The sequence below is a fragment of the Phyllobacterium sp. YR620 genome, assembly GCF_900104165.1.
GTDB classification, from domain to species: Bacteria; Pseudomonadota; Alphaproteobacteria; order Rhizobiales; family Rhizobiaceae; genus Phyllobacterium; species Phyllobacterium pellucidum.
This window is the reverse complement of record NZ_FNJP01000002.1, coordinates 555,304-567,416: the sequence shown is the minus strand read 5'-3', so window position 1 is coordinate 567,416 and position 12,113 is coordinate 555,304. Positions and strand designations below refer to the sequence as shown.

Below are 12,113 nucleotides of genomic sequence, written 5' to 3'. Positions count from 1 at the left end.
ACTACAGCAAAGCCATGACCCTGCTTCCCGATAAACTTCTTACCGGCTATCGCAACTTCATGGCGCATCGCTATGCCAATGAGACGTTGCGCTACAGACAGCTTGCCGAAAAAGGTCAAACCCCCGAGACGCTCGTTATCGCCTGCTGCGACTCCCGTTCGGCGCCTGAGATCATTTTCGACACCGCGCCGGGCGAGATCTTCGTGGTGCGCAATGTCGCCAATCTGGTGCCGCCGTATGAACCGGATGGCGAGTATCACTCAACATCCGCCGCGCTTGAATTTGCAGTGCAAAGCCTCAAGGTCAAAAATATCGTCGTCCTCGGCCATGGCCGCTGTGGCGGCATCAAGGCGGCGCTCGATCCTTCCAGCGAGCCCTTGTCGCCCGGCGATTTCATCGGGAAATGGATGAGCCTGGTTGCGCCGGCGGCCGAAGCCATTTCCGCCAACGAGCTCATGACGACGCTGGAACGCCAGACCGCGCTGGAACGTATCTCGATCCGTTACTCCCTGCAAAATTTGCGCAGTTTCCCCTGCATCGACATTCTCGAGAAGAAGGGGCGGCTAACGCTCCACGGCGCATGGTTCGATATTTCGACTGGCGAACTCTGGATCATGAATCCCGAAACCGGCGACTTCGTTCGCCCCGACCCTGAAGAGGTCGGCGCGCCAACCCTGGAATAGGCCCTTCGATGTTGGCGCGGCTTGTTCTTGCTTTCGCCTTCATCGTTTCGCTGAGTTTTGCTGGCCGCGCGGCAGATAGCCATGAACAGCTGGTCGAACAGTGGTATTCAGCCCTTGCAACCGCCGACCACCCCATGTTCGACAAGCTCCTGGCCGACGATGCAAGGGTGATCCTCGAAGACATAGACTCGATCCAGACGAAGGACGAGTTTCTTGGAAGCCTCGACGAATGGAAGAATGCGGTGCACGGCGCGAGGCTGCGCCACCGTATCGCCAGCGCCGGCGACGGGACGGTCACCGTCTTCGTCTGCTATCAATTCCCGAGCAATTCTACCTACATGCGCGAAATCTTCAGTTTTCGCGGCGAGAAGATCATCGAGAGCGCACAGAGTTCGGTCGGCGAGGCCTGTGAAGGGTTCGAATGACAAAGGCCGGCGCGATGGGCACCGGCCTTGAAATCTAGTCACACGTGGACCGTCTATTCGCCGTCGATCTTCGCGCCGATGATCGCGATTGCCTGCTGATAGACGCTGGCCGCATTCCAGCCCTGAATTGCGGCGAAATTAGCCTGCCCAGGCTGATAGCCCGCGCCTGTCTGCCAGCCGTGGCCGCGCAAGAAATTCGCTGTCGAGGCCAGCGCATCCGCCTTGGATCGCAGGTCGATGCGGCCGTTGCCATCGCCGTCGACGCCGTAGCGAAGGACGTTGAGCGGCAGGAACTGGGTCTGCCCGATCTCGCCGTGCATGGCTCCGACGGAATTGGACGAGAGCGTTCCCTGATCGACCAGCTTCAACGCAGCATTCAGCTGCTCGCGGAAATATTCCGGGCGGCGGCAGTCGAAGGCAAGCGTCGTCACAGCGGAAAGGGTATTCTGGTTACCCATGAAGCTGCCGAAACCGGTCTCCATGCCCCAGATTGCGATCAACGGGCCGGCCGGAACGCCGAACCGGCGCTCGATGCTGGCGAACAAAGCGGCGTTCTGCGCCTTCTGCGCGCGCCCACGCGAGATAATGGTCTGACCGCCGCGCACCTGCATGAACTTGTCGAGCGAATATTTGAAGCTCTTCTGGTTGCGGTCGGCATTGATGGTCTTGCTCGCATAGGAAACGCCATCGAGCGCACTGATGCCCCTGCCGCCAATTCCTTGCGCCTGCGCTTGCTGCTTGTAGGCCTGGACCCATTCCTGAAATCCGGCGGAGTTGTTTCCGCAGGAGGGAGCAGCCTGTGCGGCGCCCGCCATCAAGAGGAGGCCGGCCGTTGCGACCGCAAAAAATCTGCTTTTGGCAACAGATGCCATGAAGATCTCCTTAAAAGTTGAATCGTGGTTGGCCCTATCTGCCATTTTTCTGCAACCGTGTCATCCGGCAGAATCGCGCGCCTTAAGGTTAAAAGGACGCAATTTTATCAAGGTCGTTGTCAATTTCGCAAAAATCGCCCCCTACCCATGTGACGATAGACATTGGGGCCACAACCGAGAGTTGGCATTCGCGCATGTATCAAGCCCTGTCTCCGCAGCCGTCATTAGAGAGAAAGGCTTACGGCTGGTGGTCTGCGAGGTTTTCGATTAGGCTTCCATCATAATTTTTGTATATACGATAATCATTGACCAGAAGTGATTTCATGACTAGATTTGAGTGGGATCCTGAAAAGGCAAAGCGCAATTTAAGCAAACATGGAGTGCGCTTTTCTCTTGTGCTGGAGTTTCAGTTTGAGACTTGCAAAGAATGGCTCGATGATCGCGATGATTACGGCGAGGAGCGCATCAGGGCGATCGGTCTGATCGGTACGGGCCTTTACGTCCTTATTTATGCGATGCGCAAAGATAGTATCCGCGTAATTTCATTACGTAGAGCAACCCGGAAGGAAGCGAATGAGTATGTCAGTTCATAAACGCAAAACCTGGAGCAAGGAGGAGGCGATTGCTTTGGCCCTGGCACACCGTGACTCCCTGACCGACGAAGAAGATTCCAAGCTGACGAAGGCGGCTCTCGACGATTCCGATACAGCCTTGGCCGGGGTGCTTACAAAGCGCCGACCCGGCAGGCCCGTGGCAGAAATAACCAAGACGCCGGTTTCGATCCGTCTCAGCCCTGATGTCCTCGACCACTACCGGTCCACCGGACCCGGCTGGCAGGGTCGCATCGACGATGCCTTGCGTAAGGCTGCCGGCCTCAAGAAGCGGGCGTGACGGTCCTGGACGCGCGCAGCCTTGACTCCCGGGGCAAATTCCTGTTTAAGCCGCGCATCAATCCGCGACGAGTCTGGAACTCCGAGCAGCCGACCGGGACCCCGCAAGGGTTCGACGATCCCGGAGGTCAACACCCGACAGCGCCATGCGCCCTCGGGTGCCTTTTTGCTTTGAGCCATTGGCCAGGGCGCGGTTTGTGCCTACCTTTCACGGAAACAGGTCCCTGGAAGGAAGAAGGAAAAACTGGATGTTCGAGAGCTTACAGGAACGACTAGGTTCGATATTGAACGGCCTGACCGGTCGCGGCGCGCTGTCGGAAGCTGACGTCGCAGCGGCTTTGCGCGAAGTGCGCCGGGCCCTCCTCGAAGCCGATGTTGCGCTTGATGTCGTCCGTTCCTTCACCGACAAGGTGCGTGCGAAAGCTGTCGGCGCCGAAGTCCTGAAAAGCATCAAGCCCGGCCAGATGGTGGTCAAGATCGTCCATGACGAGCTGGTCAGCATGCTTGGCGAGGAAGGCGTTTCCATTGACCTCAATGCGCCCGCGCCTGTCGTCATCATGATGGTCGGCCTGCAGGGCTCGGGCAAGACGACGACCACCGGCAAGATCGGCAAGCGCCTGACCGAGCGCGGGCGCAAGAAAGTGCTGCTCGCCTCTCTCGATACGCGCCGCCCGGCCGCTCAGGAACAGTTGCGCCAGCTTGGCGTGCAGACCGGCGTAGATACGCTGCCGATCATCGCCGGCCAGTCGCCGGTCGAGATCGCCGCTCGCGCCGTTCAGGCAGCGAAACTTGGCGGCCACGATGTCGTCATCCTAGACACGGCGGGCCGCACCCATATTGACGAGCCCTTGATGGTCGAGATGGCCGATATCAAGAAGAAAACCAGTCCTCATGAAATTCTTCTCGTCGCAGATGCGCTGACCGGTCAGGACGCCGTCAATCTTGCTCGTTCATTCGATGAGCGCGTCGGCATCACCGGGCTCGTCCTTACCCGCATGGACGGCGATGGCCGCGGCGGCGCGGCATTGTCCATGCGTGCCGTCACCGGCAAGCCGATCAAGCTGATCGCCACCGGCGAAAAGATGGACGCGCTGGAGGAATTTTACCCACGCCGTATCGCCGACCGCATCCTTGGGATGGGCGACATCGTTTCGCTGGTCGAGAAGGCTGCTGAAAACATCGACGCGGAAAAAGCCGCGGCGATGGCCAAGAAGATGCAGTCCGGCAAGTTCGATCTCAACGATCTTGCCGACCAGATCGGTCAGATGCAGAAGCTCGGCGGCATGGGCGGCATCATGGGCATGATGCCCGGGATGGGCAAGATGAAGGACCAGATGGCCGCCGCCGGCCTCGACGATTCCATTTTCAAGCGCCAGCTTGCGATCATCTCTTCGATGACCGCGGCCGAGCGCGGCAATCCCGACATGCTCAAGCATTCGCGCAAGCAGCGCATCGCCAAGGGTTCCGGGACCAATGCCGCCGACATCAACAAGCTTTTGAAGATGCACCGCCAGATGGCCGACATGATGAAGGCCATGGGCGGCAAAGGCAAAGGCGGCATCATGAAACAGATGATGGGCGGCCTCGGCGCCAAGATGGGCCTTGGCGGTCTCGGCGGGATGGGCGGCATGCCTGATCTCTCCAAGATGGACCCGAAACAGCTCGAGGCCCTGCAGAAGCAGGCGGAAGCCGCCGGCTTCGGCAAGGGCGGCGGTCTGCCTGGCGGGCTCGGCGGTTTGCCGGGTGGACTTGGCGGCATGGGTGGCATGGGCGGAATGCCGCGCCTGCCAGGGCTTGGTGGTGGTTTGCCCGGCCTTCCAAAGAAGAAAGGATAATCATGTCCTCATCATCCCTCCCGAAGGAACTCATCGATCTGCGCGCTTCCATCGACAACATTGATGCGGCGCTTATCCACATGCTTGCCGAACGCTTTCGCTGCACCAAGGCAGTCGGCGTCCTGAAAGCAAAGAACGGTCTTGCTCCGGCCGATCCGGCCAGGGAGAGGCGGCAGGTCGAACGCCTGCGTGCCCTCGCCCAGCAAGCCGATCTCGACCCCGATTTTGCCGAGAAGTTCCTGAACTTCATCGTCAAGGAAGTGATCAGACATCACGAAACAACGGCCGCCGAGGAAAACGGCGCCCCATCTAACACCTAAGGAGAATACAATGTCACTGAAAATCCGTCTGGCCCGCGCAGGGTCGAAGAAGCGTCCTTACTACCACGTCGTCGTTGCTGACGTTCGCGCCCCGCGCGACGGCCGCTTCATCGAGAACGTCGGCGCTTGGAACCCGATGCTCCCCAAGGACGGCGATCGCATCAAGCTGAATGAAGAACGCATCCAGTATTGGATCGGCCATGGCGCACAGCCGACCGATCGTGTCCTGCGTTTCCTCGATCAGGCCGGTATCGCCAAGCGCGACGCGCGCACCAATCCTGAAAAGGCTGTTCCGGGCAAGAAGGCGCAGGAACGCGTTGCCCTTGCTAAGCAGGCTGAAGAAGATGCGAAGGCTAAGGCCGCTGCGGAAGCTGAAGCCGCCAAGGCCGCTGCCGAAGCTCCGGCTGAGGAAGCCGCTGCCAGCGAATAAGCTGTCACGCTGCAGTCTTGTTGAAACGGGTGGCTCTGGCCGCCCGTTTTCGTTTTGGCCCGCGATAATTTCACGCGCCTGCAAAAAAACCGAAACAATCCCGGTGCACAAGAGGCGGGTTAGCCAGCCAATTGCAAGCCAAGGGAACAGTTTCATGTCGAATCGATTTGCCTACACCCGCCGCAGTTTTCTCACGTCCTCCGGGGTTTTGGCCCTGACCGCTGCTTCCGGCCTTTCCTGTCCGGCAATTTCACGCGCCGCGTCGCGCCCGGTGTTCACGCACGGTGTTCAGTCCGGTGACGTCGATTCTGCAACGGGCATGATCTGGACGCGAACCGATCGCCCGTCCCGGATCAACATCGAAGTTTCGACGACGGAAAGCTTTGCAGATTCTGTCCGCCTGCCACCGCTCAATGCACTTCCCAATACTGACTTTGCCGCCAAGCAGCTCCTTACCGATCTTGCCTCCGACCAGGAGGTTTTTTACCGCCTTACTGCAGTCGATCTTAACGATCTCAACGGCGTATCCGAACCGATTGTCGGCCGTTTCAAGACCGCGCCGATGTCCAAGCGCAACATTCGCTTTGCGTGGTCGGGCGACACGGTCGGTCAAGGGTGGGGCATCGATGAGACGGGTATGAAGACCTATTCATCGATCGCCAAGCATCAGCCCGACTTCTTCCTCCATTCGGGTGACACAATCTACGCCGACGGGCCCCTCGTCGAGGAAGTCGATCTGAAGGATGGGACCAAGTGGAAGAACCGCGTCGTCACCGATGAGAAGCGGAAAGTTGCCGAGACGCTCGACGAGTATCGCGGCCAATGGAAATACAATCTGCTTGACGATCACGTACGGGCGCTGAACGCGGTTTGCCCGACGTTTTTTCAATGGGACGACCACGAGGTGACCAACAACTGGTCGTCCTCGAAGAACCTTGCCACAGACGATCGCTACAAGGAGAAATCTATCGCGCTGCTGTCAGCGCGCGCGGCTCGTGCTTTTCACGAGATGACGCCCATCCGCTATACGCCTGCGGAGCCGGGCCGGGTGTATCGCAAGATTGCCTACGGGCCCTTGCTCGATATCTTCTTCCTCGACCTGCGTTCCTATCGCGGCCCGAACGGACCCGACATGGAAGAAGCGATTACCCCGGAATCGTCAATTCTCGGCGAACGTCAGCTGCGGTGGCTCAAGCGCGAGTTGCTCAATTCGAAAGCCACGTGGAAGATCATTGCTTCTGATATGCCGCTCGGCGTTATCGTCTGGGACAATGCCAAGGACAAGAAGGGCGCAGAGGCAGTCGCCAATGGCGATAATGGTCCGGCCAAGGGTCGCGAACTCGAAATCGCCGATCTGCTGCGCTTCATCAAGACCGCTGGCATCAACAACACCGTCTGGCTGACGGCCGACGTACACTACACCGCCGCGCATTACTATAATCCCGACAAGGCGCAATTTCAGGACTTCGCCCCTTTCTGGGAGTTCATTTCGGGCCCCATCCATGCCGGAACCTTCGGACCGAACGACCTCGACCAGACTTTTGGACCCGAGCTCAAATTCATCAAGGCACCGACTGCCGAGCAAGGTCAGAACGTGCCGCCTTCGGCGGGCCTCCAGTTCTTCGGGCTGGTCGATATCGAGGGCGCCAGCCAGCAACTCACGGTACGCCTGATGGACCGTGAGGATGTCGAGCTTTACAAGATCACGCTCGACCCTGTTTTCTCATCTTAGGGGCTAACCAGCGCCGGCTATCAGCGAATCCCAGGCTGCCATGGCGGCCTGGGCGGTGCGCATCAGCGTCTCGCGCGACGCGCCGTCGCGGGCGGTGATCGACATGCCATGCTGGACCGTCGCGTAGAACTCGGCAATCTGATCGCAATCGACGCTTGACGGTAATTCGCCCTCGCTTATGGCGCGCTCCAGCCGGTCGCGCAGTTTAACTGCGTTGCCAAGGCGTTGTTTCTTCAAAAGAGCGCAGGCCGGTTCCGATCCGCGTTCGCCGTGAAGCGCGCCAAGAACAACAAGGCAGCCGTGCGGCTGATCGGGCTGCGAATAGGCGAGCGCTGTTTCTTTGAGAAAATTGGCAAAGCCTTCACGCGCCTTGGGCGCTTCCAGGGCCTCCCAGATCTCCAGCCCGACATTCCTTTGGTAAAGTTCAAGCGCCTGCTCGAACAACCCGGCCTTGCTGCCGAAGGCGGCGTAGAGACTAGGCGCATTGATCTCCATCACCTCGGTAAGGTCGGTCATGGAGGCGCCTTCGTAGCCGCGCGACCAGAATAGCTCCATGGCGCGAGCCAAGGCTTCTTCCCTGTTGAATGATCGCGGGCGTCCGCGTGGCGGCATCGTCATAACCTTTCTGTAGTGATCAATATATAAATAGCTTGACGGTGAGGCGCAAGCATCTTAGGTATTTATGTATCGATCATTACATAAAGGAACATTGAATGTCTCGTCTCAACAACAAAGTCGCTTTCGTCACCGGCGGCAGCCGCGGCATCGGCGCTGCGATCGCTCTGAAACTAGCGGAGGATGGTGCCGATATCGCCCTTACCTATACCAGCAGCGCGCAGAAGGCCGAGGCCGTTGTCAATTCAATCGAGGGCCTCGGACGCAAGGCAATCGCCATCAAGGCGGACAATCTTGACGCCGCGGCCGTCGAGGCCGCTGTCCATGAAGCGCACGCGCGGTTCGGGCGGCTCGATATCCTGGTGAACAGCGCCGGCGTCTTCTCGGTGGACCAGATCGAAACGGCGAGCCTTGCGGAGTTCGACCGCGTCATGTCCATCCATGTCCGTGCCAGCTTCGTCGCCTCCAAGGCGGCCGCAGCCCTCATGAGTGCCGGTGGACGCATTGTATCGATCGGCAGCAATCTCGGTGAGCGTGTACCGTTCACCGGGCTCAGCATCTATGCGACCAGCAAGGCTGCGCTGACGGGCTTGACGAAAGCGCTGGCGCGGGACCTTGGCCCGAAGGAGATTACCGTCAATATAGTCCAGCCCGGTTCCACGGATACGGACATGAATCCGGCCGACGGCGATCATGCCGACGCCCAGCGCGCCCTCATGGCCATTCCGCGCTTCGGCAGGGCTCAGGATATTGCCGGGGTGGTCGCCTTTCTTTCGGGCGAGGAAGGTCGCTTCATTACCGGCGCATCGCTGACCGTCGACGGCGGGACCAACATTTGATCGTGAGGCTTAAATGTCACCCTTACGAACAAGCTTGCCTTCTTCGGCCTTGTGGAAATATTGCGAGCAGACGAGCCAGCCCTTCAACGGCCGCAACAGGACCAGACTGCCAAGCAGCGTCAGCGGCAGCGTGGTGATGAGATGCAGCCAGATCGATACTTCGTAGGTCGTCTGCAGCCACAGCGCGAAAAGCATCGCTGGAACAGCAACGATCGTCATGGCGAAGAAGGCGGGCCCGTCGGCGGGATCGGCAAAGGAATAGTCGAGACCGCAGACCTCGCAGGACGGAGCAAGTTTCAGGAAGCCATTGAACAAATGCCCCTGCTGGCATTGCGGGCACCGTCCGAGAATGCCCGTTTTCATCGGATTCTCTGTCGCATGATAGCGAGCGTCTGACATTTGCGTGGCCTTTCGCGGCTGCAGATTGTATGGCACCTACACCCATACAAGTAATCGATGCTTGAACTCAATATACGCCGTTTTCGCGAAACTTAAAGCCACAGTTGAGCAATAGCGACAAAATGGCTTGCTATCCGATAACATCTATTCTAATTGTATGGACAATATGTCCATACAATTAGGTGACCTTGATGAAATGGAAGCCTCGAATTGCTGTCGACGCCCGCTACAAGCACCAGGGCATAGCGGATGCATTGCGAGCCGATATTGCGTCCGGTGCCGTCAAATCCGGCGATGCCCTGCCGCCGCAGCGCGAAATTGCGCGCGAACTCGGCGTCGATCTGACGACAGTAACACGTGCCCTTAGCGAGGTGCGTCGGTCGGGCCACATCGAGGGCCGCATCGGTTCCGGCACATTCGTAAAGGCGCCTGCCGTTCAGGCGACTGTAGCAGCACAGGCAAATGAACTCGATTTGACCATGAACATACCTCCGCAACCCGCGGACCTGCCCGCCCGCATCGCAAACGGCATTGGCGCCGTTCTCGCCAATGGACAAAACCGGCTGTTGTCCTACCAGGAAACGGCCGGAAGCGCGTCGTCCCGAGCGGCGGCAGCGTCCTGGCTCGCTCCCCGTCTCGGTGCCACGCCCGATAAGGATCGCCTCGTCGTTGCTGGCGGGGCTCAGAGCGCCCTCTTTGCCGTCTGCAATCTTCTCGGCCCAGGCGCAACCATAGCGGCGGGCGCGTCAACCTACCCGGGGCTCAAATCTGCAGCGTCATCCCTTGGCCTCAAGCTGTACCCACTCGCCATGGATGAAGCCGGAATTACGCCAGAAAGCTTCGAGGAATGCTGCCGGGATGAGCCGCCCAAAGCGCTCTACATTATCCCGTCCATAGACAACCCGACCACCGCGACGATGCCGCTTGCGCGGCGGCGAACCATTGCTGCAATCGCCGCTCGCTATAGGGTAGCTGTCATCGAAGACGATCCCTACGCGGAGCTGCTCGACAAGCCGATACCGGCGCTTGCAGCGCTCGCCCCCGGCCTGACATGGCACATCGCCACATTGTCGAAATGCGTGGCTCCGGCTCTGCGCATTGCTTTCGTCGCCTGTCCTTCGGCGCTCGATGCCCTGAAGCTTGGTTCCAGCCTGCGTGCCAGCAACCCGGGTCCATCGCCGCTGCTCACCGCGCTCGCGGCCGATTTCATTCAGACGGGAACGCTCCGGGAGATCGCGACCACCATCAGATCGGAAAGCCGGGAACGCCAGGCCCTCGCGGCACGGATTCTTAAAGACTGGACCTATAGAGCCCAACATGGCGGTCATCATCTCTGGCTGTCGCTGCCACAGCAATGGCACGCCGGAGAATTTGCCGCGCTCGCCATTCGCTCCGGGCTGGGTGTCGTGCCAGCCTCGGCGTTCAGCATCGGGGCACCAAGCATGGAAGCGGTCCGTGTTTCCCTCGGCGCAGCCCCCGACAGGACCAAATTGGAACAGGGTCTGGTCCTGCTCGATCGCCTGTTGCGCGAACCGAAGTTCAGCCCTGGAATGATTGTATAGGCGCGACAGTTCTCAGAACAGAGAGCCCTGAGCGGTTATCGGATGAAATGCCGGACGGGTTGCCGTAGCGGCGAACGTGCGGTGCTCAAGGTCGATGAGGAAACGCTTGCGCCGCTGGCCGCCCCCATAACCCGTCAACGACCCATCCGCACCGATGACTCTGTGGCACGGAACCACGATAGCGACGCGGTTCTGGCCATTGGCGGCGCCGACAGCACGGCTGGCATTCGGGCGGCCCATAGCGCGTGCCATCCCTCCATAGCTCCGGGTCTGGCCGTAAGGTATTTCCCGCAGCCGCTCCCAGACTTCATTCTGGAACACATTCCCCGGCAGGACGAGCGGCGTTTCAAATACGGTCAATTCCCCCGCAAAATAAGCAGCAAGCTCCGACTCGATCTGATCGAGGACTGCATTTCGCCCCGGCTCGATCATATAGCCATAACGTCGTTGCAACTCATCGACTTCCGAGGCAAGTGCAGGCCGGTCAGCAAATTCGAGCAGGGACAGCCCTTCGCCGCTTGCCATGGCGATCATTGGTCCGAGCTGTGTTTCGATCGTGTCGCGAAGTAAGAGCCTGATCATGTAGCGACCTCCTGATTCGGTCCAGATCGTACCATTCTGCCGAGGCCAGCCAATCCGATTCCTGTCAGGAGTGCGCCGCCGCCGATGCCACGGTCACAGTGGTGCCGGCGGCGTGAAGCGCCTGCACAATGTCGCCCGGGGGATCGCGGTCGGTCACAAGTTCGTCGATGCCGTTAAAGTCGCAAACCTGCACAAGACCGCGCCGTCCGAACTTTGATGCGTCCGTTATCGCTATTGTCCTTGCACCACGCGATAGTACCGTGCGGGCAAACTCTGCCTCTTCGAGGTCGTAGTCCGTTATGCCTCCCGGCGCGTCGAGCGCGCCCACCGAGATGACCGCATGGGCAACGCTGAAGCGGCTGACGAATTCGATAGCGGATACCCCAAAGGCGGCGCCGCTATCGCTGCGCAATTCGCCGCCCGCCATGAACACCCTGTTGCCGTTTACCGTTGCAAGCGTGCGCGCAATATCGGAGGAGTTCGTGACCACCGTCAGGTTGCGGTGCTGCAGCAACTCGCGGGCAAGAAAGCTTGTCGTGGTGCCTGTATCGAGCATCACCGACTCACCATCGCGGATTGTCGCTGCGACCCATTGGGCAATCAAGCGCTTGGCGCTCGCATTTTCGCGCATGCGCATCTCGAACGGCGCCTCGCCAATATGCTGCGGCAACCCGACGGCGCCATGGATGCGCGTGAGAACGCCCGAGTCCGTCATGGGCTTGACGTCGCGCCTGATGGTTTCGAGCGAGACGCCGAGCTTGTTGGCAAGATCGGAGATCGAGATCGTGCCTTCCTCTTGCAGTAACCGCCGAATTTCGCCGCGCCGCTTTGCACTCATGCCAAAACCTCAAAATTTGATGCCTAAGCCGCACCATTACCACATATTTTACCAGTATCAGGCGATAAAGCCACATTATGCCACATAAATA

At 59.4% G+C, this 12,113-nt stretch carries 15 protein-coding genes; 10 read left to right on the top strand and 5 right to left on the bottom strand.

Annotated features, from left to right (window positions below; genetic code table 11):
* Nucleotides 1-14: 14 nt before the first annotated feature.
* Nucleotides 15-683, top strand: coding sequence for a carbonic anhydrase (locus BLR72_RS09555; protein ID WP_027231057.1), 669 nt, complete (start codon nt 15-17; stop codon nt 681-683).
* A gap of 8 nt (nt 684-691) precedes the next feature.
* Nucleotides 692-1,108, top strand: coding sequence for a DUF4440 domain-containing protein (locus BLR72_RS09550; RefSeq protein ID WP_091947726.1), 417 nt, complete (start codon nt 692-694; stop codon nt 1,106-1,108).
* Nucleotides 1,109-1,161: 53 nt separating this feature from the next.
* Here BLR72_RS09550 and BLR72_RS09545 read toward each other — a convergent pair whose 3' ends face one another.
* A complete protein-coding gene (locus tag BLR72_RS09545; protein WP_091947722.1) occupies nt 1,162-1,980 on the bottom strand; it encodes a lytic murein transglycosylase in 819 nt (272 codons plus the stop codon).
* A gap of 323 nt (nt 1,981-2,303) precedes the next feature.
* Here BLR72_RS09545 and BLR72_RS09540 point away from each other — a divergent pair, with 323 nt between their 5' ends.
* From BLR72_RS09540 to BLR72_RS09515, 6 genes are all read left to right on the top strand, one after another.
* Nucleotides 2,304-2,573: a BrnT family toxin gene (locus BLR72_RS09540; RefSeq protein WP_027231054.1), complete on the top strand. Its 270-nt coding sequence runs from the start codon at nt 2,304-2,306 to the stop codon at nt 2,571-2,573.
* Nucleotides 2,560-2,871 (top strand): BrnA antitoxin family protein, encoded by a 312-nt coding sequence (locus BLR72_RS09535; protein ID WP_244506666.1) that lies wholly within the window; start codon nt 2,560-2,562, stop codon nt 2,869-2,871. Before BLR72_RS09540 ends, BLR72_RS09535 begins: the two co-directional genes overlap by 14 nt.
* A gap of 247 nt (nt 2,872-3,118) precedes the next feature.
* Nucleotides 3,119-4,705 (top strand): signal recognition particle protein, encoded by a 1,587-nt coding sequence (gene ffh, locus BLR72_RS09530; protein ID WP_091947716.1) that lies wholly within the window; start codon nt 3,119-3,121, stop codon nt 4,703-4,705.
* Nucleotides 4,706-4,707: 2 nt separating this feature from the next.
* Nucleotides 4,708-5,025: a chorismate mutase gene (locus tag BLR72_RS09525; protein WP_027231051.1), complete on the top strand. Its 318-nt coding sequence runs from the start codon at nt 4,708-4,710 to the stop codon at nt 5,023-5,025.
* Between the two features lie 10 nt (nt 5,026-5,035).
* A complete protein-coding gene (gene rpsP, locus BLR72_RS09520) occupies nt 5,036-5,455 on the top strand; it encodes a 30S ribosomal protein S16 (protein WP_091920900.1) in 420 nt (139 codons plus the stop codon).
* 154 nt (nt 5,456-5,609) lie between these two features.
* Nucleotides 5,610-7,187 carry an alkaline phosphatase D family protein gene (locus BLR72_RS09515; protein ID WP_091947714.1) on the top strand — a complete coding sequence of 526 codons (1,578 nt, stop codon included), beginning with the start codon at nt 5,610-5,612 and terminating at the stop codon, nt 7,185-7,187.
* A gap of 3 nt (nt 7,188-7,190) precedes the next feature.
* Here the strand turns inward: BLR72_RS09515 and BLR72_RS09510 are convergent, their stop codons facing one another.
* The gene (locus BLR72_RS09510) at nt 7,191-7,799 is read right to left on the bottom strand and encodes a TetR/AcrR family transcriptional regulator (protein WP_091948610.1); all 609 of its coding nucleotides are present in this window, start codon (nt 7,797-7,799) and stop codon (nt 7,191-7,193) included.
* Nucleotides 7,800-7,900: 101 nt separating this feature from the next.
* Between BLR72_RS09510 and BLR72_RS09505 the strand changes: the two genes are divergently transcribed.
* Complete coding sequence (locus BLR72_RS09505; RefSeq protein ID WP_091947711.1) at nt 7,901-8,641, top strand: SDR family oxidoreductase; 741 nt, start codon at nt 7,901-7,903, stop codon at nt 8,639-8,641.
* A 9-nt stretch (nt 8,642-8,650) separates the two neighbouring features.
* On the opposite strand, the gene BLR72_RS09500 is transcribed toward BLR72_RS09505, so the two are convergent.
* Nucleotides 8,651-9,040, bottom strand: coding sequence for a DUF983 domain-containing protein (locus BLR72_RS09500; RefSeq protein WP_091947709.1), 390 nt, complete (start codon nt 9,038-9,040; stop codon nt 8,651-8,653).
* Nucleotides 9,041-9,231: 191 nt separating this feature from the next.
* On the opposite strand from BLR72_RS09500, the gene BLR72_RS09495 reads away from it, so the two are divergent.
* Entirely contained in the window at nt 9,232-10,602 is a 1,371-nt protein-coding gene (locus BLR72_RS09495) for an aminotransferase-like domain-containing protein (RefSeq protein ID WP_091947708.1), read from the top strand.
* Nucleotides 10,603-10,614: 12 nt separating this feature from the next.
* On the opposite strand, the gene BLR72_RS09490 is transcribed toward BLR72_RS09495, so the two are convergent.
* Entirely contained in the window at nt 10,615-11,184 is a 570-nt protein-coding gene (locus BLR72_RS09490) for a methylated-DNA--[protein]-cysteine S-methyltransferase (protein ID WP_091947704.1), read from the bottom strand.
* Nucleotides 11,185-11,248: 64 nt separating this feature from the next.
* Complete coding sequence (locus BLR72_RS09485; RefSeq protein WP_091947701.1) at nt 11,249-12,022, bottom strand: DeoR/GlpR family DNA-binding transcription regulator; 774 nt, start codon at nt 12,020-12,022, stop codon at nt 11,249-11,251.
* Between the last annotated feature and the right edge of the window lie 91 nt (nt 12,023-12,113).

Coding starts and splice junctions, on each gene's coding strand:
- BLR72_RS09510 (WP_091948610.1), bottom strand. CDS start 7,799: ATGCCGCCACGCGGACGCCCGCGATCATTCAACAGGGAAGAAGCCTTG.
- BLR72_RS09525 (WP_027231051.1), top strand. CDS start 4,708: ATGTCCTCATCATCCCTCCCGAAGGAACTCATCGATCTGCGCGCTTCC.
- ffh (WP_091947716.1), top strand. CDS start 3,119: ATGTTCGAGAGCTTACAGGAACGACTAGGTTCGATATTGAACGGCCTG.
- BLR72_RS09555 (WP_027231057.1), top strand. CDS start 15: ATGACCCTGCTTCCCGATAAACTTCTTACCGGCTATCGCAACTTCATG.
- BLR72_RS09540 (WP_027231054.1), top strand. CDS start 2,304: ATGACTAGATTTGAGTGGGATCCTGAAAAGGCAAAGCGCAATTTAAGC.
- BLR72_RS09495 (WP_091947708.1), top strand. CDS start 9,232: ATGAAATGGAAGCCTCGAATTGCTGTCGACGCCCGCTACAAGCACCAG.
- rpsP (WP_091920900.1), top strand. CDS start 5,036: ATGTCACTGAAAATCCGTCTGGCCCGCGCAGGGTCGAAGAAGCGTCCT.
- BLR72_RS09500 (WP_091947709.1), bottom strand. CDS start 9,040: ATGTCAGACGCTCGCTATCATGCGACAGAGAATCCGATGAAAACGGGC.
- BLR72_RS09545 (WP_091947722.1), bottom strand. CDS start 1,980: ATGGCATCTGTTGCCAAAAGCAGATTTTTTGCGGTCGCAACGGCCGGC.
- BLR72_RS09515 (WP_091947714.1), top strand. CDS start 5,610: ATGTCGAATCGATTTGCCTACACCCGCCGCAGTTTTCTCACGTCCTCC.
- BLR72_RS09485 (WP_091947701.1), bottom strand. CDS start 12,022: ATGAGTGCAAAGCGGCGCGGCGAAATTCGGCGGTTACTGCAAGAGGAA.
- BLR72_RS09505 (WP_091947711.1), top strand. CDS start 7,901: ATGTCTCGTCTCAACAACAAAGTCGCTTTCGTCACCGGCGGCAGCCGC.
- BLR72_RS09490 (WP_091947704.1), bottom strand. CDS start 11,184: ATGATCAGGCTCTTACTTCGCGACACGATCGAAACACAGCTCGGACCA.
- BLR72_RS09550 (WP_091947726.1), top strand. CDS start 692: ATGTTGGCGCGGCTTGTTCTTGCTTTCGCCTTCATCGTTTCGCTGAGT.
- BLR72_RS09535 (WP_244506666.1), top strand. CDS start 2,560: ATGTCAGTTCATAAACGCAAAACCTGGAGCAAGGAGGAGGCGATTGCT.